Here is a 21484-nt window from a genome sequence, read left to right on the forward strand (position 1 = left end):
GCCCCGATGCGTCCGCGCTGGCGCCGCAGGGTTCGTAGGGTGGGCGGCTCCACCGGATAGCGCGGTATGTCGGTGCCATGGATGCCGCCCGCGCGTTCAACTCCCTGCCGAACAGGCGGCACGGTTATTCATATTCTGGTTGAACGCGTGGGCGGCTCAAGAGCTACAGGCATATCGGTTTGCCGGGTATAGCCGCCCACCCTACGGGTTTGTAGCCTCAGCCCTTGCGCTTGATCTCGGCGGTAATCTCGTAGGCACGCAGGCGCGCCGCGTGGTCGAAGACCTGCGAGGTGATCATCAGCTCGTCGGGTTTCGTGCGCGCGATGAAGCTGCGCAGCTGGCTTTCCACCGTGGCCGGGGAGCCGATCGCGCTGCAGGACAGCACGCTCTCCAACATCATGCGCTCGGCTGTTCCCAGGCTCTCCAGGTAGCCCGGCACGGGCGGCTGCAGCTTGCTCGGGCGGCCGGTGCGCAGGTTGACGAAAGCCTGCTGCATCGAGGTCGCCAGCAACTGCGCCTCCTCATCGGTTTCCGCCGCGAATACGTTAAAGCCGAGCATGACATAGGGCTTGTCGAGCTGCCTCGAAGGCCGGAAGGTCGAGCGGTAGAGCTCGATCGCCTGCATCATCATCTGCGGCGCGAAGTGCGAGGCGAACGCGTACGGCAGGCCGAGCGCCGCCGCCAGCTGGGCGCCGAACAGGCTGGATCCGAGGATCCAGATGGGCACGTCCAGGCCGGCGCCCGGCACTGCGCGTACCTGACGGCGCGGCGAATCGGCGAAGTAGTCCATCAGCTCGACGACGTCCTGCGGGAACTCGTCGGCATCCGAGGCCAGGTTGCGGCGCAGGGCGCGCGCGGTGGTGTGGTCCGAACCGGGCGCGCGGCCCAGGCCGAGGTCGATGCGCCCCGGGTACAGCGATTCGAGCGTGCCGAACTGCTCGGCGATCACCAGCGGCGAGTGATTCGGCAGCATGATGCCGCCGGCGCCGACGCGGATCGTGCGGGTGCCGGCCGCCACATGGCCGATCAGCACGGCGGTAGCCGCGCTGGCAATGCCCGGCATGCCGTGGTGTTCGGCCAGCCAGAAACGCCCGTAGCCCCAGCGCTCGCCGTGCTGGGCAAGGTCTAAGGAACGGTGGAAAGAAGTTGCCGCATCGCTGCCTTCAACGATGGGCGAAAGGTCGAGGATCGAAAATGGAATCATCCATTGATCATACGCCGATGTTAATTTTGGCGTGCGCGGCTGCTACAAACTTGCATGACGTAAAGATTGACCCATGGCCGGCCCATCCTTATGATCGGGCGGAAAGACCAATCCACCGTTGACACGTCCATGTCCAGATTCCCGACTTCGCCATGCCGCCGCACGACCCTCCTCAGCGCCCTCTGCATCGCCCTGCTGGGCACGGGCTGCGCACAGCTGCCGGGGCAGGGAAGCAGCATGCGCGCTGAAGCACGGCTGGACGCCGCACGGCTGGCGGAGATCGACCGCGCCATCCAGGGCAGCATCGCCGCGCGCAGGCTGCCTGGGGCCGTGTTCCACCTGGAGCGCGACGGCGCGGTCTACGAGAAAGCCTACGGCCGCACCACTTACGAGGAGGGGGCCACCCCCGTCACCCCCGATACCGTGTTCGATGCGGCCTCGCTGAGCAAGGTGCTGTCGACGGCGCCCTCGGTGCTGCTGCTGGCCGAGGAAGGGAAGCTCGACCTCGAAGCGCCGCTGGTGCGCTACTTCCCGGAGTGCGCCAACGGTGGCAAGGAAACGATCACGGTGCGCCAGCTGCTGACCCATTCTTCCGGGTTGCCGGCAGGCCTGCCCGCCAAGCCGGCGTGGGAGGGCAAGGACGCGGCGCACCTGCTGGCCTGCACCCAGGCGGTGACCCATGCGCCGGGCAGCTTGTTCCGCTATTCGGACATCAACTATGTCCTGCTCGGCCAGCTGGTCGAGCGCGTGGCCGGCATGCCGCTGGACCGCTTCGCGCAGCAGCGCATCTTTGCGCCGCTCGCCATGCGCGACACCGGCTACCTTCCCTTGCAGCGCATGGCGGCTGCGCGCATCGCGCCGACCCGGCGCGGCGACGGCACGGCAGATGCCGCCCTGCATGGCGACCTGGGGCCGGGCCAGCTGTTGCAGGGCGCCGTGCACGACCCGACCGTGCGGCGCATGGGGGGCGTGGGCGGTTCCGCCGGCGTGTTCTCCACTGCGCGCGACGTGGCGCGCTTCGGCCGCATGTTGCTCGGCGGTGGCGAGCTCGATGGCGTGCGCGTGTTGAGCCCTGAGAGCGTGCGCCTGCTGACCACCGTGCAGTCGCCAGCCGGCCTGGCCCTGCGCGGCATGGGCATGGACATCGACTCGCCCTATGCGCAGCGCCCGCGCGGCACCGTGTTTCCGGTCGGATCATATGGACATACCGGCTTTACCGGGTGCATCCTGTGGGTCGATCCGCAGTCGCGGACTTTCTATGTGCTCCTGTCGAACCGCGTCTATCCGGACGACAAGAGCAATGTGCTGGCACTGTACGCCGAGCTCGGCACGCTGTCGGCACGGGCAGCCGGTGTCACCGCGCAGGTCGGGGCGCAAGCGGCGGCCCCCCCGGCAGCCGCCGCAGTCAAGTAACGCCCGGTGTTTTCCGGGCGGCTACCGTGCGCCTCCCGCCAATCGGCCTCTCTAAACTCGGAATCCTGAATTCAATATCTTATTGATATTGTTGAGCATTTCAGCCCCGAAGACAAATTGAGGAGATCGACCATGAAACTGAATAAGCTACTGAAAGGCCTGCTGGGCGCTTCCGTTGCTGCCGCCATGTTCGGCGCCACCACCGTGCACGCACAGTCGTCGGGCAGCGCCCAGGGCTCCACCGGATCGGGCACCAGCGCCAGCAGCCAGAGTGGCAGCATGAGCGACCAGAGCAGCGGCAGCTCGGCGGCAGGCGCGACCAGCGACAGCGCGAGCCACAAGCGTTCCAAGAAGGGCCACGAGGGCACGAGCACCAGCGGTTCCTCGGGCAGCAGCGGCGCGATGGGCACCAGCAGCTCGAGCAGCATGAACGAGGGCCAGAGCGGCGCGTCGGGCAGCATGAGCGGCGCGGGCCAGAGCGGCGCGTCGGGCACCAGCGGTTGGAGCGGTTCGAGCTCGGGCGTCGAAGCGGGCCGCACCAGTACCGGCCGTTCGAGCGAGCCGGAAACCCGTGGCTCGACCAGCGGTTTGTCGGGTTCGAGCGGCTCGATGGGCACCGGCGGTTCGTCGGATTCGAGCGGTTCGATGGGCACCAGCGGTTCGTCGGGTTCGAGCGGCTCGATGGGCACAAGCGGCTCGTCGGGTTCGAGCGGCTCGATCGGCACCGGCGGCTCGGCGGGTTCGAGCGGCTCGATGGGCACCGGCGGTTCGTCGGGTTCGAGCGGCTCGATGGGCACCGGCGGTTCGTCGGGTTCGAGCGGCTCGATGGGCACCGGCGGTTCGTCGGGTTCGAGCGGCTCGATGGGCACCGGCGGTTCGTCGGGTTCGAGCGGTTCGATGGGCACCGGCGGTTCGTCGGGTTCGAGCGGTTCGATGGGCACCAGCGGTTCGTCGGGTTCGAGCGGTTCGATGGGCACCGGCGGTTCGTCGGGTTCGGGCAGCTCGATGGGCACCAGCGGCACCACCAGCGGTTCAATGGGCAGCGGCACCACCGGTTCGGGCAGCACCGGCGGCACCACCGGTGGTACCACCGGCGGTACCACCGGTTCCAGCACCACCAGCGGCGGCACCGGCGGCGGCACCACCGGCCGCGGCTACTGATCCGCGCGGTTCCACGGAACTGCCTCCATGCGGCCCGTGCGGCCGCACGCGGCACCAGCCTCCGGGCTGGTGTCGTCGTTTACGCCTCCGGCCGTCAGGCGGCCAGTGCCGGCTTTGCTCCTGCGATGCGGCGCGCCGCCGATGCCTTGGTCGCCGGCGCCGCTGCGGCTTCGCGCTCGTCGAGGCGGAAGGTGGCCACCAGTTGCGACAAGGCTTGCGCCTGTTCGCGCAGCGCGTCCGATGCTGCTGCCGCTTCCTCGACCAGCGCCGCATTCTCCTGCGTCACCTGGTCCATCTGCGTCACGGCCTGGTTGACCTGCTCGATGCCGAGCGACTGCTCGCCGCTGGCTGACGCGATCTCGGCCATGATCGTCGAGACGCCGGCGATGCCCGCCACGATCTCTTCCATGGTGGCGCCGGCCTGGGCCACCAGGCGGCTGCCTTCCTCGACCTTGCCGGCCGAATTGGCAATCAGGATCTTGATCTCCTTGGCCGCAGTGGCCGAGCGCTGCGCCAATGCGCGCACTTCCGCGGCCACCACCGCGAAGCCGCGGCCCTGCTCGCCGGCGCGTGCGGCTTCCACCGCCGCGTTCAGCGCCAGGATATTGGTCTGGAAGGCGATGCCGTCGATCACGCCGACGATGTCGCCGATCTGTTGCGAGGCGCTGCTGATGTCGGCCATGGTGCGCACCACCTCGCCCACGGTCTCGCCGCCGCGCGCCGCGCTGCTCGATGCCGCGCGCGCCAGCATGTTGGCCTGCTGCGCATTGTCCGCATTCTGGCGCACGGTCGAGGTCAGTTCCTCCATCGACGCTGCTGTTTCTTCCAGCGAGCTGGCCTGCTGCTCGGTGCGTGAGGACAGTTCCAGGTTGCCGCCCGAGATCTGGTGCGCGGCGCTGGCGATGGTGTCGGTGCCGCGCCGGACTTCGCCGACGATGCGGCGCAGGCTATCGCGCATGTCCTTCAGCGCTGCCATCAGCTGGCCGGTTTCGTTGCGTGCATCGGCCTCGATGTGGCCGGACAGGTCGCCACGCGCCACGAGCTGGGCAACGCCCAGCGCCCGCTGCAGCGGCGCGGTGACCGCGCGCATGATCAGCCAGGCAAAGGCGATGCCGGTGGCGAGGGCCGCCACGCTCAGGCCGAGCTGCAGCGTACGGCTGGCTGCGACATAAGCGTCGATCGCCTCGGCCTGGGTGGCGACGGCGCGTTTCTGGTAGTTGACCATGGCCTCCAGGCTGCCCACGTAGTCGTTCACCTTCGGCATCATGTCGGTCTCGAAAAAGCGCGCGGCCGATTCCAGCTGGCCGTCCTTCTTTTGTTTGAAGGCTTCGGCGCGCGCCTTGCGGTAGGCTTCCCGGCTGGCGACGATGCGCTCGAACAGGCGCTTGCCTTCCGGGTCATTGGCCATCGCTTCCTGCACTTCTTTCTGCAGCCCGTTGGCGCGTTCCGATGCCTTGTTGACGGCGTCGAGGAAGAATTGCTCGGTGGCCGGGTCGGTAGCCTTGGCGACAGCGATGGTGCGCGCTGCGTTGACCTCGATGACGGACTTCCATTCCTGCAGCAGGTTCGACTTGCGGATGCCGTCGCGGGTCAACGCGTGCGTCATCTCGTTCGCAGTATGCATCGTGTAGAGCGTCACGGCGGTCAGGGCCAGCATCAAGACCAGCACGGCGCCAAAACCAAGAGCCAGCAGACTGCGGATCTTCATCTTCTCGAGCTTCATGGGATTTCTCGTCGCTATTCAACAAAACACGCACAGGCGTACACACACGTCGGCTCTGGATGGCCGATTCGTATTGACGAGTATGTTGTTTCTGTGCGGAATGTCCACGCATTTCCACCTTTTTGTCACAAAAACATCAAAGATGCGTGAAATATACAACATTTCGTTAGCGGGACATCAAGCTTGATTAGCGAGGCGTTAACGACTCCCGGTTACTTTTTCCAAGCCGGGAGTCAGCCGGGCGCGCGGTGCTTGTTGTCAGCGCACGCTGCGGCCGCGTGAGCCGGTGCGGGGCGAGCGCGGCGGCGGAGTTTGGTCGGCCAGTTCGACCTTTTCCAGGGGCTCGGGCGCCGGACCGTGCAGCACCTTGCCCTCGATGTCGAAGCGCGAGGCGTGGCAGGGACAGTCCCACGAGCGCTCGGCCGAGTTCCAGTGCACGGCGCAACCGAGGTGGGTGCACTTGGCCGACACCGCATGCAGACCGCCCTGGGCGTCGCGGTAGACTGCGATCTTGCGCAGCCCGTCGCGCACCACCGCGCCTTCGCCGGCAGGAATTTCCTGGACCGAGTCGACGTCGCCGCCGGTCAGCCATTCGCCATAGCGCGCCATGACGTTGGCCTGCTCGTGCGCGAAATCGGCGAGGCCGTGCACGGGTTTGCGCGAAGGGTCGTAGAGCGCGGTCCAGGGGTTGTCGCGGCCGCCGATCAGGTCGGTGACGAGCATGGCGCCGATGGTGCAATGGGTCATGCCGTTGCCGGAGTCGCCTGTGATCAGGTAGACGTTGTCGTCGTCCATCGGGTTGCGGCCGAGGTAGGCCAGGCCGTCGGACGGCTCCATCACCTCGCCCGACCAGCGGTAGGCGACTGCCTGCGCCATCGGGAAGCGCTCGCGGGTCCAGCGCTCGATCTCGTCGTAGCGGTGCTCGGGATGGTCGTCCTGGCCGGTCTTGTGGTCGGCGCCGCCGACCACCAGGATATCGTGGTCCAAGGTAGGGTCCGGGGTCTCGAGCCGGATGTAGTAATAGGGGTCGCCGGTGTCCCACAGCAGGATGCGCGGCACCGTCCCGCGCGGCACCTGCATGCCGACCACGTAGGTGCGGTAGCCGGCCTGCTTGGTGTGCATCACGACGCGGTCGTTGAAGGGGGTGTGCGTGGCGAGCACCACGTGGCGGGCGCGAATCTCGCCGCGGTCGGTGGAGACGGTCTGCTGCTCCTGGTTGCCGCGCACGCGGTGCGCGTGGGTAGCGCAGAAGATCCGGCCACCGAGGCGCTCGATGGCACGCGCCAGGCCGGCCAGGTATTTGAGCGGATGGAACTGGGCCTGGTTCGCATAGCGCACGGCGGGGCCGCTGTCGAAGGACAGGCCGGGTACGCCGGGCAGGAATTCCACCGCCACGCCGGCGCGCCTGGCGCTCTGGTATTCCTTCTCCAGATCCTGGAAGCCGTTGCCGGGCAAGGCGAACAGGTAGCCGTCGAGGCGCTCGAATTCGCAGTCGATGTTCTCCTTGACGTTGATCTCATTCGAGATCGATTCGACCAGGTCGATGGCGCGCGCGTAGCTGTCCGCCACCAGGCGCGCGCTGTCGGCGCCGAACTTGTCTTCGATGAAGGTGTACCACTCGTCCGGCGGGAACAGGTGTGCGGTGGTGCGCCCGGTCTCGCCGGCGCCGATGCCGAGGGCGTCGATCACCGCGACGCTGTGGCCCTCCTTGGCAAGCAGGTAGGCGGTGGTAAGGCCGGCGATGCCGGCGCCGATCACGCAGACCTCGGTATCGAGGTCGCCGGACAGGGGAGGGTAGGCGGGGACTTCGGCGGTGTCGAGCCAGACCGATACCGAAGTGCCGTTGGTGGAAGCAGTCATGTCGCATCCTTTCTGAGCAGGGGCGCCGCAGGAAGGGATAACGGCGGCGCGCGTCCATCAATCTGGGGACAGTCTACTGTGCCGTGCAAAAGGCCGGAGCACGATGCCGCCGCAGGTCTGTGGCATTGTCGCCGCGTCTTCAGCAAAACCGTCAATTTCCCATTGCAAAGGCGTCTACGTGGCGTAGAATCAACTTCAATTGCCTAAAAGAATTGCGCATCCGGAGCCCGAACATGGATTTGACCATCCCGCCGCAGGTACGCGCCCCGAGCGCCATGAAATTGTCCGAACTCATCGGTGCGCTGAGCTATGCGCTCGACATCACCGAGGGCCAGCCGGCCGGCCATTGCGTGCGCGCGTGCTGGATCGGGATGCACATCGGCCGCGCGGCCGGCCTGCCCGATGAACAGCTGTGGGAGCTGTATTACACCCTGCTGCTGAAGGACCTCGGCTGCAGCAGCAATGCGGCGCGCATTTGCGAGCTCTACCTGACCGATGACCTGGGCTTCAAGCGCGACTTCAAGCTTGTGGGCGACAGCCTGCCCCAGGTGCTGTCCTTCGTGTTGAGCCACACCGGACTGAAGGCGGGCCTGGCCGAGCGCTTCCGCAGCGTGATGACGATCCTGCGCGACGGTCCCGCGATCGCCCGGGAACTGATCGCCACCCGCTGCCAGCGCGGCGCCGAGATCGCGCGCCTGCTGCGCTTCCCAACCGCCGTCTCCTGCGGCATTTACTCACTTGACGAGCATTTCGACGGCAAGGGCAAGCCGGACCGGCTGGCGGGCGAGGCGATTCCCGTGTACGCGCGCATCGCGCTGCTGGCCCAGGTGGTCGACGTGTTCCACACGGCCGCGGGTCGCGACAGCGCGCTGGTCGAGGTGCGCAGGCGCGCCGGCAGCTGGTTCGACCCGCGCCTGGTGCGTGTCTTCGAAGAGATTGCGGCCGATCCCGGGTTCTGGCGCGTGCTGGCATCAAAGGATGTCGACCGGGCCGTGTTCGCGCTCGAGCCGGCCGGGCGGGAAGTGGTGCTCGACGACGACTACCTGGACGACATTGCGACAGCTTTCGGCCAGGTCGTGGACGCCAAGAGCCCCTATACGAGCGGCCATAGTGCCCGGGTGGCGCTGTACACCGACATGATCGGCGAGGCGCTGGGATTGAGCGCGCAGCGCCGGCGCTGGCTCAGGCGCGGCGCGCTGCTGCACGATGTCGGCAAGCTGGGCGTCAGCAACAGCGTGCTGGACAAGGCCGGCGCGCTCGACCGCGACGAATGGGCGGCGGTGCGCCAGCATGCCGCATTTACCGAGACCATCCTGGGCCGCATCAACGCCTTCGCCGAACTGGCGGCGATCGCCGGCGCCCACCACGAGCGCCTGGACGGTACCGGCTATCCGCGCGGCCTGAAGGAAGAGGCGATCTCCCTCGAGACCCGCATCATCACCACCGCCGACATCTTCGATGCCATTACGGCGGAGCGGCCCTACCGCGGTGCGATCCCGCTGGAGCAGGCGCTCGGCATGATGGAGAAGACGGTCGGCAGCGCGCTCGATCCGGCCTGCTTTGCCGCCCTGAAGAGCGCCATCGCGCGCACGCCTTTCCCTCTATAGAACTATTAGCATTGCTTATAGAAGAATATGGTTCTATAGGCTGTTCTTCTAAATCCCTCCTGTTTGGTGGCCAGGGCGTGCGCTAGCACGCCCATATGTCCGCTTCATGAATCTGTTTGGCATAGCAAGATTTGACAAACATCGCCTGACACTTCCCTCCACAATGCCTTCCACACGAGAGACGCCCGAACGTCCACGGCAGCAGACCGGAAGGCCGATGTGAACAAGAGACGCGGTTCCGGCGGTCGCGGAATCACCATTCAGTTTTGGAGAGAACATGAATAAGATGATGGCAGGGAAGCAGGTCAGGCGCACCGCAATCGCAACGGGCGTCTCGGTGTTTGTGATGGGCATGTCCGCACAGGTGGCAGCGCAGGAACCCGTCGAGCCCCAGACCGTGGTGGTGACCGGCGTGCGCGCCGCCCTCGAACAGTCGCTGCGCCAGAAGCGCAATGCCGATGCCGTGGTCGAGGTGGTCACCGCTGAGGACATCGGCAAGATGCCGGACAAGAACGTGGCCGACGCCATCCAGCGCCTGCCGGGCGTGAACACCCAGTCCTCGGCCGGCGGCGAAGGCGGCTTCGGCGAGAACGACCGCGTCAGCCTGCGCGGCACCAGCCCGAGCCTGCAGCAGACCCTGTTCAACGGCCACGCGATCAGCACCGGCGACTGGTTCCTGCTGAACCAGATCGGCGGCAACGTCGGCCGCTCCAGCAGCTTCTCGCTGCTGCCCTCCGAACTGGTGGGCTCGATCGTGGTGCAGAAGAGCCCGACCGCCGACCTGGTCGAGGGCGGCGTCTCCGGCGCCATCAACGTCATCACCCGCCGCCCGCTCGACTTCCGCAACCCCTTGACGGTGGAAGGCTCGATCCAGGCCAACTACAACGACCTGTCCGACAAGGCCGAGCCGCACCTGTCGGCCCTGGTGAGCTGGAAGAATCCCGCCAACACCTTCGGCGTGCTGCTGCAGGGCTTCTCCGAAAAAGCCACCGTGCGCCGCGACGGCCAGGAGATCCTCGGCTATACCCCGATCAGCCCGACCAGCGCGGCCGCCCTCGCCGATCCGTCGCTGGTCGGCGTGGTGCTGCCGACCTTCATCGGCGCCAGCCTGTTCGAGCAGACCAAGAAGCGCCAGGGCGGCGCCTTCGACATCGAGTTCCGCCCGCAGCGCGGCACCAGCATCGACCTGAACGGCTTCTATTCCAAGCTGGACGCCCCGCACCTGAACACCAACTGGCTGGCGGCGCCGGCCAACTCGATCAACAGCCTGAACCTGATTCCGCAAAACCCGGTTGTCCGCAATGGCACCCTGGTGGGCGCCGCCTTCATCCGCAACGCGGGCGAGGTCGACAACATCTACCGCCCGGACGCCGGCGGCGAATCCTGGTATCTCGACCTGAACGGCAAGACCCGCGTCAGCGAGCGGTTGACCCTCTCCGGCAAGGTCGGCAAGACCCACGGCGTGGGCTGGGACCGCGACGACGTCTTCTACCAGAACAACGTCGACGGCGGCATGGTCTATGCCCTGAACGGCCTGGCGCCGGCGTCGGTCAGCTACCCGGGCGGGAACACCACGTCGCCCGGCAGCACTGCCTGGGCCGGCGGCGGCGAGGCGCAGTCGGTCGACCAGGAAAAATACGCGCAGGTGGACGGCGAATGGCGCCTGCAGCACCCCAGCGTGCAGGCAGTCCGCTTCGGCGCGCGCTGGACCGACCACCACCGCACCGCCGAGCACCCGCTCGAAACCCGTCCGGGTCCGAACGGCTTCACGGCGCCCGGTCCGGCATGGAGCGGCCAGATGTACCCGCGCGATTTCGCCAGCAACCTGGGCGGCAACCTGTCCTCGAATTACTTCAAGTACGACGGCGCCGCGCTCGGCGTGTGGGGCGCCGCCCCGGGCAACCGCCTGCTCGACTACACCCTGCGGCACAACTGGATGGACGAATTCCAGGTCGGCGAGAAGACCTTCGCCCTGTATGCGATGGCGGACTTCGGCGGCGACAACTGGAGCGGCAACGTCGGCCTGCGCGCCATCGAGACGCGCCAGACCACGGTCGTCAACCTGCCGGGCGGCCCCAACCCGATTACCGGATCCGCCTTCGGCCCCTACACCCCGACCACCTTCAAGCGTAGCTACCGCGACTACCTGCCGAGCGCCAACCTGAAGTACGAAGTGTCGCCCTCGCTGGTAGTGCGCACGGCGCTGGCCAAGACCATCGCCCGTCCGGACTACAGCGCGCTGGGCGGCTCGGTCTCGCTCAACGACGACGCCCTGAGCGGCAGTGGCGGCAACGTCAACCTCGACCCGGTGCGCGCCACCAACTTCGACGTCGGCGTGGAGTGGTACTACGCGCCCAAGGCGCTCTTGTCGGCCGGCTTCTTCTACATGGACTTCCGCTCCATCGTGGCCCAGGGCACCTCGACCGGCACGTATTACAACAACAAGCGCGGGACCCAGACGGTGTACCAGATCACCTCGCCCTACAACACCACCGGCAGCAACAAGGGTATCGAAGTGAGCTGGCAGCAGCCGCTGTGGAACAACTTCGGCACCCTGGTCAACTACACCCATGCCGACGGCAAGCTGGACGACGGCGGCGAGCTGCTCAACTCTTCAAAAAACACCTGGAACCTCACCGGCTACTTCGAGAACGAGCGCTTCTCGGCGCGCCTGGCCTACAATTACCGGTCGAAGTACAAGGCCGGGGTGGACCGCGGCGCCAGCCAGCACGTGGACAGCCAGCCTTCGCTGGCGGCCTCGCTCAACGTCAAGCTCACCGAGCAGCTGACCCTGACCTTCGACGCGCTGAACCTGACCAACGAGACGATCAAGATGTACGCCGAAAACGAGGACCGCCCGCGTGCGTTCTACTCGAATGGCCGGACCTTCTACATCGGCTTGCGCGGCAAGTTGTAAGCTTCACCCAAGGGGAGGGCGGTGCCCGTCCTTCCCCAGCAGCGGAACACATACATGATCCCGAACACGGACCGCAGGCCAGGCGGACCGGCGATCGCCATCGCCTGGGAATGCCTGAGCAACTACACGCGCGACGACGCGTTCAGCGCACGCCTCACGCTGCGCAACGATTCGCTTGAGGCCATCGCGCCCGGCTGGGCGCTGTGCTTCAACACTTGCCGCAAGGTCATCGCCTCCAGCGTCAGTCCCGGCTATGCAGTCGAACACGTCAACGGCGATCTGTTCCGCCTGACCATGCCGGGCGCAAGCGCCTGGCTGCCGGGCGAGACGCATACGGTGGAGTACGAGGCTTTGCACTGGGCGATCAGCATCACCGACGCGCCGCTCGGCTTCTACCTGCTGCCGGCCGAAGGCGGCGCCCCTTGCGATCTGGGCGACCCGGAGATCGCTCCTTTCGCGCGTCCCGAGCAGCGCCACCGCATGCGCGGCGACCTGCTGCCGACCGCCGACGCGGCCTGGCGCTTCGAGCAGAACGCGTCGCTCCACCTGCTGCCGGACAGCCAGGTGGGCCGCATCACCCCACGCCCGCAGTCCGCCCGTTTCGATGGCCGCAGCTGCCTGCTGTCGCGCCACGCGCCGCTCAGCTACGAGCCGGCCTTGTGGAACGAGGCGTCGCTGCTGGCCTCCATGCTGGCCGGTTTGCCCGGCACGGCGTCCGACGGCTCCGCCGCAGTCAGGCTCGAGATCGGCGAGGTCGAAGGCATGACGGGCATGGAGGCTTACCTGCTCGATATCGCGCCCGGCCGGGTACGCATCCGCGGCGCCAGCCCGCACGGCGTCTTCAACGGCATCCAGAGCCTGGCCCAGCTGCTGTCGCCGCAGGGCGAGCTGCCGGCCGGCCGGGTCGTGGATGCGCCGCGCTTCGCCTACCGCGGCATGATGCTCGACGTCGCCCGTCACTTCGCCGGCGTCGGCACGGTCCTGCGCCTGCTCGACTGCATGGCCAGCTACAAGCTGAACCGCTTTCACTTCCACCTGACCGACGACGAAGGCTGGCGCCTCGCGATCGGCGCGCTGCCGGAGCTGACCGCGGTCGGGGCGCGTCGCGGGGTGTCCCTCGACGGCAGCCCGTGCCTGCCGCCTTCCTTCGGTTCGGGCGCGGACATCGATGCTTCCGCCGGCAGCGGCTTTTATACGGCCTCGGAGTTCATCACCATCCTGCGCCACGCCCATGCGCGCCACATCGAGGTCATCCCGGAATTCAACATGCCGGGGCATGCGCGCGCCGCCGTGACCGCGATGCGCGCACGCTACCTACGCCTGCTGGCAGCCGGCGACAGGGAAGGGGCCGAAGCCTACCTGCTGAGCGACCCGGACGACACGTCGAGCTACGAATCGGTGCAGCTGTGGCACGACAACGTGATCTGCATCGCGCTGTCCTCGGTAGACCGTTTCATCGACACCGTGGTGGGCGAAGTCTGCATGCTGTACCGCGAAGCGGGCGTGCCGCTGCGCGTGATCCACACCGGCGGCGACGAAGTGCCCCCGGGGGCCTGGCTCGGCTCCCCGCGCTGCCGCGCCCTGATGGCAGAACGCGGATGGAGCAGCGTGCAGCAGCTGCACGACGACTTCCTGGAACGCTGCCGGGCGATCCTGGCGCGCCATGGGGTGGAATTCGCCGGTTGGGACGAGACCGCCCTGGTCCGCGAAGGCGAGCGCCTGCTGCCGAACCCGCGCTTTGCCGGACCCGACTTCCACGTCTACGTCTGGAACAATGCCTGGGGCTCGGGGCAGGAAGACTGCGCCTTCCGCCTGGCCAATGCCGGTTACGACGTGGTGCTGTCGAACGCCGCCAACCTGTACTTCGACCTGGCCTATGCCAAGCACCCGCAGGAACCGGGCTATTACTGGGCCGGCTTCGTGGGTGCCCGCAATGCCTTCGGCTTCTGTCCGCTGGACGTGGGAGCGATCCCCTCCGTCGATCCGATGGGGCGTACGCTGGAGGGTGGCACGCTGCAGGCCCTCGACGGCGCGGGGAGGAACCGCATCGCCGGCCTGCAGGGCCAGCTGTGGGGCGAGAACGCGCGCTCGCGGGCGCGCCTCGAGTACCTGGCGCTGCCGCGCCTGATCGCCCTGAGCGAGCGGGCCTGGGCGCCGGACCCCGGCTGGCAGGACATCCCCGACCCGCAGCAGCGCGCCGGCGCGGCGCTGCGCGACTGGAACGAGTTCGCCAACCGCCTCGGCCGGCGCGAACTGCCACGCCTCGACCGCGCGCCCCGCCCCTGGGACTACCGCCTGCCGCCGCCCGGCGCGGTGCTGCGCGAGGGCTGGCTGCATGTGAATGTCGCCCTGCCTGGCCTGGCCGTGCATTACACTCTGGATGGGCTGGAACCCTCGGTGCACAGCCCGCGCTACGATGCGCCCGTGCCGGTAGACGGAGTACGCGAAGCAAAGCTCGCCAGCCTCGATACCCGCGGCCGTGCCAGCCGCATTGTGACCCTGAACGTGGAACAGCCATGACAGCGATGAACGACCTCATCAAGGCCGCCCCTGGCGCCGCAACCCGCCATCCTCTGGCCTGGGTGCCGACCCTGTACCTGGCGCAGGGTCTGCCGTTCTACGCGGTGGCACTGGTGGCGGGCCTGATGTACAAATCGATGGGCGTGCCCAACGAGCAGATCGCCCGCTGGACCGGCCTGCTCGGCCTGGCCTGGGTATTCAAGGCCTTGTGGAGCCCCTTCCTGGAACTGGCCCGCAGCAAGCGCGGCGTGGTCGTGTGCTTCCAGCTGGCGGGCGGCTTGGCCATGGCCGCGATGGCCCTGGCCCTGCAGCTGCCGGGCTGGTTCACGGCATCGCTCGTGCTGTTCGCGATCGTGGCACTGGCATCGAGCACCCACGACATCTGCGCCGACGGCATCTATATCTCCAGCCTGAGCGAGCGCCAGCAGGCTGCCTACGCCGGCTGGCAGGGCGCCTTCTTCAACGCCGCCAAGTTCCTGTCGATGGGCGGCCTGGTGATGCTGGCCGGTTTCCTCGAGGACCGCATGGGGCCGGGGCCGGCCTGGGCCACGGTGTTTGGCCTGCTCGGCGCACTGATGGCGGGCCTCGGCCTGTACCACCTGTGGGCGCTGCCCGAGACGCCGGCAAGCGCGCGGCCGCAGGGCGGGGCGTGCGGCGTGGCTGCCACACTGATCGACGTGATCCGCGCCTTTTTCGCCAAGCCCGGCATCTGGATGGCGATCCTGTTCATCATCCTGTTCCGCGCAGGGGAAGGACAGATCCAGACCATCGGACCGCTGTTCCTGCGCGACGCACGCGCAGTCGGCGGCCTGGGCTTGAGCACGGCGCAGGTGGGAGCCGTGTACGGGACGGCCGGCACCATCGCCTTCCTGGCGGGCAGCATCGCCGGCGGTTACTTCACCGCCGCCCTCGGGCTCAAACGCGCCATGCCTTTCCTGATTGTCGCCATGAACCTGCCGAACGCCGTGTTCTGGGGCCTGGGCGTGGCGCAGCCCGAATCGCTCGGCGTCATTGCGGCCGGCCTGGGTGTTGAAATGTTCGGCTATGGCTTCGGCTTCGTGGGCGTGATCCTGTTCATCATGCAGGTGGTCGCCAGCGGCCCCTACCAGACCGCGCACTATGCCCTCGGCACCGGCTTCATGCAGCTCGGCTTCGTGCTGTTCAAGATGATCAGCGGCGACATCCAGGCGGCGCTGGGCTACCAGGCTTTCTTCCTGTGGGTGCTGGTGGCGGCGCTGCCGGTGCTGGTGCTGAGCCGCTTCGTCTGGCGGGAAAGCGCTAGCGCTTCTTGATCGGCAGCGCCAGCAGGCCGCGCCACTTGCTGTCGCAATCGCGGGCGACCTGCTGGATGTGCGGACGCGTGCTGTCGAAGCGCCACACCGACTGCTTGTCGAGCCAGTCCTCGTACATCGAGCGAAAGCGCGGCCACTCGTGGCGGAAATCCAGGCAGGCATAGGTGCCTGCCGGCAGCACGCGCATGCCCAGGGCCTGGTCGGAGGCGGCGCCGGTGTGGCCGAAGTCGTAGCAGTACTCGCTCTCGCCGGTGAAGCCGGGATCCTCGTCAAAGACGCCGTACCAGGGTGCGCCGTGGGCGATGCCGTCCAGGCGTTCGCGTTCGCAGATGAAGGTATTGCAGGCGATCGAGAGCGCGGCGCCGGACTGGCCGAAGAAGCGCTGGTAGCGCAAGCTCACGGCCGGCAGGCTGCGCACTTCGATGCGGGCGGCGATGCTGCCCGGTTCGGGCGGGCTGTAGGGAGCCAGGATCACGTCCAGGTTGGACGGCTCGGCGACAAAGAAGCTGACGTCGCTCTCGCGCCCGACCTGCTGGTCCATGTAGGCGCGCCAGCCGCCTTCCCGCCAGGCCTTGGCCGACATCGAGAATTGCTGCTTGAAGGCCTTGGCGAAGGCGGCGTTCGAGGGGAAGCCGCAATCCTGGGCGATGCGCACGATCGGCACGTCGGGTTCGTGGCGCAACTGGTGGGCGGCGCGGCGCAGGCGCCGCTTGCGCTGGTATTCCACGGCCGAAAAGCCGGTCAGTTCGCGGAAGATGCGGTCGAAGTGATAGCTGGAATAGCTGGCCGACGCCGCCAGGCCGTCGAGGGCGAGCGGTTCGCCGACCGAGTCGAGCATCAGGTCCATGACTTCATACAGGCGCGAGATGCGGGACGTGCGCGATGCTTCCTTAGCGGTCATGATGCAGGGAGCAGCGGCGGAAGGAAACGACAGGACATCGCGTGACGAGCTTGCTGTTATTACAGCGATTATGCGGCCAAACCTGATGTCGTGGCGAAATATGTGCTGTCCGCGCAACGCACTGCACGACTCGGCAATACCTGCCTGGCGCATAGGCATGGGATGTGCGTGCGAGCTGGTCTTCCTTTGCCTGCGCGGTTTGCTATGCTAGCGGCTTCGCCGGGCGGCGCCGTGCCGCCCGGCCCATGCAAGTACGAAGGAGCAGAACGATGGTCTCGCTGCAGGAGCAGTTGCTGAAAGCCGGCCTGGTGGACAAGAAGAAGGTCCAGAAGGTCAACCAGGACAAGAGCAAGCAGAAAAAGATCGAACGCCGCACCGGTGCCGAGTCGGTCAACGAAGCGCGCGAGGCTGCGCTGGAAATGCAGCGCAAGAATGCCGAGCGGGCGCGCGAATTGAATGCCCAGCGCGACGCTGCCGCCGCCGAAAAGGCAGTGAAGGCCCAGATCGCCCAGTTGGTGGAGCAGAACCGCCAGCCGCGGGCCAAGAGCGGAAAGGGCGACATCGCCTACAACTTCACGCACGGTACCAAGATCGAGCGCATCTACGTGTCCGAACAGGTGCAGCAGCACCTGGTCGCGGGCCGGCTGGTGATTGTGTTCCTGAAAGGGAATTATGAGCTGGTGCCGAAGGTGATCGGTGAGAAGATCGCCGAGCGCGACCCGGCCAGCGTCATCCAGGTCAAGCAGTCCACGCTTGACGCCGATGCGGACGATCCCTACGCCGACTTCAAGATTCCGGACGACTTCACCTGGTAAGCAGATCCTGCCCTGCGGCCAGTGCCTGAAACGATACTGAACAGCTATATTTGACGATTCTGAGTTACACTCACAATGTCTCGCAAATGTCGCGGGAATGTCTTGGATGAACTGGTTCAGGGGCGGGTCAAATGAACGACAGAATGGATCAAGAGCGGGGCGAAAGCCGCGAAGTCACCTACCGTAGCGGCGTCGCCGCACGGCTGGCGGGTTTGCCGGTGGAGACGCTGCGCGTCTGGGAACGACGTTATGCCTTGTCGGAAACCCAGCGCTCGGCCCACGGCCAGCGCCTCTACACGGCCGAGCAGGTGCGGCGCCTCGGCCTGCTGAAGCAGCTGGTTGACCTGGGACACCCGATCGGTGTGCTGACCGGGTTACCGGTCGAGCGGCTGGAAGAGATGATCGCGCCGAACGCGGCGCGTGCCGCCGATGTCAGCGGACCGATGCGCGTGCTGGTGGTCGGCGACAGCCTGGTGCGCCGCATCGCCGCCAGCGGCCGCGACGGACGCGCGCTGCAGGTCCAGCGCCACTGCGCCCGGCTGGACCAGGTGGCTTCGCTGGCGGACGGCACGGCGCTGGACGTGCTGTTGATCGAAGCCTCGGAACTCGACGAAGCCGCCGTGGCCCAGGTGGTGGCGGCGCGCGACATGACGCGTCCCGCCACGACCGTGGTGCTGTACCGCTTCTGCGGCAGCGCCACCATCCGCGCGCTGCGTGCCCAGGGCTGCCTGGTGGCGCGCGTGCCGGCCGAGATCGGCGAACTGGTACTGCTGTGCCGTTCGGCCCTGGCGGGGCAGGGCCTGCCCGCGCCCGAACCGGCCGCGGAGCCGGTGGCCCCGCGCCGCTTCGACGAGCAGGCGCTGGCCGCCATCACGGCCGCCGGCAACCGCCTGTCCTGCGAATGCCCGCGCCACCTGTCGGACATCCTGATGATGGTCGGCAGCTTCGAGCGCTACAGCGCGCAGTGCGCCTCGCGCAACCAGGAAGATGCACGCCTGCACCGCGAGCTCGAGCTCGCCTCGGGCCGTGCCCGCATGGTGCTGGAAGCGGCGATGGAAAGGCTGGCGCTGGCGGAAGGCCTGCCCTTGCCGGGCAAGCCCGCCTGAGCCAACCTATCTGGAACGGTCGTCGCGGTAAGGTGTGGAGGAGGGCAGTGATCCGTGTTCCAATACGGATCCCGGTTCAAGCCTATCCCGGCGCGGTACAGTGTCGGGACAAGCCTGGCCTTTTCTCCGAAGGAGCCCAGCATGGCAGACACTTTCAAAGCCGGCGACAAGGTGCAATGGCAATCGTCGCAAGGTACGGTGCACGGCACGGTCAAGAAAAAACTGACGTCCCCCACCGAGATCGAGGGACACCACGTCGCCGCCTCGCGCGACCATCCCGAATACCTGGTCGTCAGTGACAAGACCGGCGCCGAAGCGGCGCACAAGGCGGACGCGCTCAAGAAGGCGTGACGTCCGGGCAGCGCCCGGATGAAATGGATGGGGCGGCTATAATCCTTCTCTTTTGACCCGGTCCATGGCACCCGGCGGTGCCCCGCGGTGCTCCACCTTCCTGCTTGATGACAATCGATTGGTTCTCTCCGGCGCAGTACGTCGGCTACGCTGCCTTCGTCCTCGGCGTCGGTTCCTTCCTGCAGAAGGATGACCGCCGCTTCAAGATTTTCATGGCGGCCGAGTGCCTCGCCTACATCATCCATTTCGCGCTGCTCGGCAGGCCGACCGCGGTCGCCAGTTCGACCATGTCGCTGCTGCGCTCGGTGCTCTCGCTGTACACGCGCTCCAAATGGGTGGCCTTCCTCGTCGTCGCCGCCAACCTCGCGCTCGGGCTGACCCTGGCCACGCGCGCCAGCGACTGGCTGCCGCTGGGCGCTTCCTGCATCGGTACGCTGGCGCTGTTCCTGCTGGAAGGGGTGCGGATGCGCGTGGCGATGCTGTGCGGGACCGTGCTCTGGATCATCAACAACATCATCGCCGGCTCGGTCGGCGGCACCGCGCTGGAGGTGGTGATCGCGGCGGTGAATGTCGTGACGATCCGGCGCATGATGCGCGACGCCCGAGGTGTACCAGCCTCCTGAGCAGCTGAGGCACCGTTAAGCGCCGAGGCAATGTGGTCCTCTGTGCAAGATATACTTGAGTTTCTTTTTCCCTAGAAGCTCTACGATGGCAAACTTGCTGCCCAATGGCCTTTATGACCTGTTGCTCACTGATGAGCTATCGGAACAAATTGGACAGTATCGGGCGGACCAGCTGACGCTCAGTGATCTTGGTGTTCAGGCAGCGCCGCAGAAGTTGATCGATGCGTTGTCCGAGCAACTTGGCAAGATTTTGCAAGACATACCGAGAGAAACTGGCGAAGACGACGAGCAGGAGGGGCGTCATGCACGTGTCAATGCGCAGCTTGAGCTCATCAATGGATTGCTGGTAAGCCTGCGTGCTCAGCTAGACCAGCGCTATCCGGAACGGGACCATGCCGACAGCATTCGCCTGCTGACCAGCCCTGCGCGACACCTGACATCTATCCATCGCGAACGCCCGGCGCCTGTCATGCCTGATATTGGCGTAACGACACCCTGGCTGTTTGCCGCATCAAAATCGTCGCCTTCGTTGCTGAGTGAATTGCGGCACGAATTGAGTAGCAGCGATCGCGTGGATATCTTGATGAGTTTCATCACTGTCTCGGGCATGCGCAAGATCCGGGACATCCTGCAGAGCATTACCGCCACCGGCGGCAAGGGACAGTCCACAACACGGTTGCGGGTACTTACCACAACGTATATTGGCGCTACCGAAGCGCAGGCACTCGATGAGTTGGCACGCCTGCCTGGTTGCGAAGTACGCGTGTCGCTGGACGGACGACGCACGCGGCTGCATGCGAAAGCCTGGATTTTTGAACGCGACAGCGGGTTTGGTACGGCGTACGTTGGCAGTGCCAACCTGACTCAGGCGGCCTTGGCCGGTGGATTGGAGTGGACGGCTAAATTTACCGAGCGCGGCCAGGCCGATATGTACACGCAGGCCCGCGCGCATTTTGAGACCCTGTGGCATGACAGCGAGTTTTTCCCGTATCACCCTGACAACGAGGGTCACCGTGCCGCCCTCGATCAAGCCATTTCACGTGAGCGTGGCACGTATAGGGACGACGCTGCACCACAAGTGCTGAGCTTTTTCGATTTGCAGCCAAAGAACTACCAGCGCGAGATGCTGGAGCAGCTGCAAGCCGAGCGTGAGCATGGGCGCAAGCGCAACCTGGTCGTAGCAGCAACCGGCACCGGCAAGACCGTGATCGCAGCATTTGATTACCAGCGGACCTGCGCCCAGAATGGCGGTCGCCCACGTCTTTTATTCATCGCACACCGGCTTGAGATCTTGCAGCAGGCAATACGCACTTTCCGTGAAGTGCTCAGGGACCCCGGGTTTGGTCAGCTGCTGGCGGGCGGTATCCAGCTCGACAGCCCAGACCACCTGTTCGTGACGATCGACAGTCTGCAGTCTCAGGATCTGCTCGGTCGTTATGGCGAAGGCTATTGGCATACAGTCGTATTCGACGAGTGCCATCGCATGGCTGCTGCCAGCTTTGACGAGGTAGCGACCCGCATCCAAGCCCAGATTCTATTGGGGCTGACTGCGACGCCGGAACGCAGCGACGGCAGGCCCATTCTCAAGTATTTCGACTGCCGTCCTGACGGTAGCCCGGCAGTGGAGATGCGATTATGGCATGCGCTCGACTTGCAACTGTTGGCACCGTTTGAGTATTTTGCCTGTGATGATGAAACGGACCTGAAGGAAGTTCCATGGAACCGGGCCGATGAACAAAAGGCGCTGGATGGCCTCTTCACCGGAAATCATATTCGCGCCCGCTTGATCGTGAATGAATGGCACCGCTTGTGCGCAAATCCGCGTGAGAGCCGGGCTATCGCTTTCTGTGTAAGCGTTGATCACGCACGTTTCATGACAGGGCAATTCGTTCGTGCTGGCTTGCCCGCCCTGTGCGTTACCGGACAATCGAGCCGCGAGGAACGTATGGCCGCTCCGCGCAAGCTGGCCCGTGGTGAGGGTTGCGTATTGG

The 21484-nt window shown here is 66.3% G+C and carries 15 protein-coding genes; 11 read left to right on the top strand and 4 right to left on the bottom strand.

Annotation, left to right across the window (positions count from 1 at the left end; translation table 11 throughout):
- Window positions 1–217: 217 nt before the first annotated feature.
- Complete coding sequence (locus MA09_RS07000) at window positions 218–1204, bottom strand: LLM class flavin-dependent oxidoreductase (protein ID WP_036246490.1); 987 nt, start codon at window positions 1202–1204, stop codon at window positions 218–220.
- A gap of 237 nt (window positions 1205–1441) precedes the next feature.
- Here MA09_RS07000 and MA09_RS07005 point away from each other — a divergent pair, with 237 nt between their 5' ends.
- Complete coding sequence (locus MA09_RS07005) at window positions 1442–2617, top strand: serine hydrolase (RefSeq protein ID WP_051933233.1); 1176 nt, start codon at window positions 1442–1444, stop codon at window positions 2615–2617.
- A 132-nt stretch (window positions 2618–2749) separates the two neighbouring features.
- Window positions 2750–3778 carry a hypothetical protein gene (locus tag MA09_RS24815; RefSeq protein WP_161783202.1) on the top strand — a complete coding sequence of 343 codons (1029 nt, stop codon included), beginning with the start codon at window positions 2750–2752 and terminating at the stop codon, window positions 3776–3778.
- A 94-nt stretch (window positions 3779–3872) separates the two neighbouring features.
- On the opposite strand, the gene MA09_RS25510 is transcribed toward MA09_RS24815, so the two are convergent.
- Complete coding sequence (locus MA09_RS25510; RefSeq protein WP_051933235.1) at window positions 3873–5501, bottom strand: methyl-accepting chemotaxis protein; 1629 nt, start codon at window positions 5499–5501, stop codon at window positions 3873–3875.
- A 258-nt stretch (window positions 5502–5759) separates the two neighbouring features.
- Window positions 5760–7361 (bottom strand): FAD-dependent oxidoreductase, encoded by a 1602-nt coding sequence (locus MA09_RS07020; protein WP_036246492.1) that lies wholly within the window; start codon window positions 7359–7361, stop codon window positions 5760–5762.
- A gap of 233 nt (window positions 7362–7594) precedes the next feature.
- On the opposite strand from MA09_RS07020, the gene MA09_RS07025 reads away from it, so the two are divergent.
- The 4 genes from MA09_RS07025 to MA09_RS07040 all read left to right on the top strand — a co-directional run bounded on the left by MA09_RS07025 (window position 7595) and on the right by MA09_RS07040 (window position 15697).
- The gene (locus MA09_RS07025) at window positions 7595–8968 is read left to right on the top strand and encodes an HD-GYP domain-containing protein (protein ID WP_081897458.1); all 1374 of its coding nucleotides are present in this window, start codon (window positions 7595–7597) and stop codon (window positions 8966–8968) included.
- 277 nt (window positions 8969–9245) lie between these two features.
- Window positions 9246–11885: a TonB-dependent receptor gene (locus MA09_RS07030; protein WP_051933236.1), complete on the top strand. Its 2640-nt coding sequence runs from the start codon at window positions 9246–9248 to the stop codon at window positions 11883–11885.
- A gap of 54 nt (window positions 11886–11939) precedes the next feature.
- The gene (locus MA09_RS07035) at window positions 11940–14405 is read left to right on the top strand and encodes a family 20 glycosylhydrolase (RefSeq protein WP_036246494.1); all 2466 of its coding nucleotides are present in this window, start codon (window positions 11940–11942) and stop codon (window positions 14403–14405) included.
- Window positions 14402–15697 carry an MFS transporter gene (locus tag MA09_RS07040; RefSeq protein ID WP_051933238.1) on the top strand — a complete coding sequence of 432 codons (1296 nt, stop codon included), beginning with the start codon at window positions 14402–14404 and terminating at the stop codon, window positions 15695–15697. The genes MA09_RS07035 and MA09_RS07040 overlap by 4 nt, the downstream gene beginning before the upstream one ends.
- On the opposite strand, the gene MA09_RS07045 is transcribed toward MA09_RS07040, so the two are convergent.
- Window positions 15684–16598, bottom strand: a complete 915-nt coding sequence (locus MA09_RS07045; protein WP_036246495.1) for a helix-turn-helix domain-containing protein — start codon at window positions 16596–16598, stop codon at window positions 15684–15686. The genes MA09_RS07040 and MA09_RS07045 overlap by 14 nt on opposite strands.
- 269 nt (window positions 16599–16867) lie before the next feature.
- On the opposite strand from MA09_RS07045, the gene MA09_RS07050 reads away from it, so the two are divergent.
- The 5 genes from MA09_RS07050 to MA09_RS07070 all read left to right on the top strand — a co-directional run.
- A complete protein-coding gene (locus MA09_RS07050) occupies window positions 16868–17413 on the top strand; it encodes a DUF2058 domain-containing protein (protein ID WP_036246498.1) in 546 nt (181 codons plus the stop codon).
- Between the two features lie 143 nt (window positions 17414–17556).
- Window positions 17557–18519, top strand: coding sequence for a MerR family transcriptional regulator (locus MA09_RS07055; RefSeq protein WP_229440591.1), 963 nt, complete (start codon window positions 17557–17559; stop codon window positions 18517–18519).
- Window positions 18520–18660: 141 nt separating this feature from the next.
- Complete coding sequence (locus tag MA09_RS07060; RefSeq protein ID WP_036246500.1) at window positions 18661–18870, top strand: DUF2945 domain-containing protein; 210 nt, start codon at window positions 18661–18663, stop codon at window positions 18868–18870.
- Between the two features lie 107 nt (window positions 18871–18977).
- Entirely contained in the window at window positions 18978–19493 is a 516-nt protein-coding gene (locus MA09_RS07065) for a YgjV family protein (RefSeq protein ID WP_036246502.1), read from the top strand.
- Window positions 19494–19578: 85 nt separating this feature from the next.
- Window positions 19579–21484 (top strand): DEAD/DEAH box helicase family protein (locus tag MA09_RS07070; RefSeq protein ID WP_036246504.1); only part of this gene is annotated, 1906 nt, incomplete at its 3' end.

Origin of the sequence: Massilia sp. BSC265 (genome assembly GCF_000740675.1) — a bacterium.
In the GTDB taxonomy this organism is placed as follows: Bacteria; Pseudomonadota; Gammaproteobacteria; order Burkholderiales; family Burkholderiaceae_D; genus Telluria.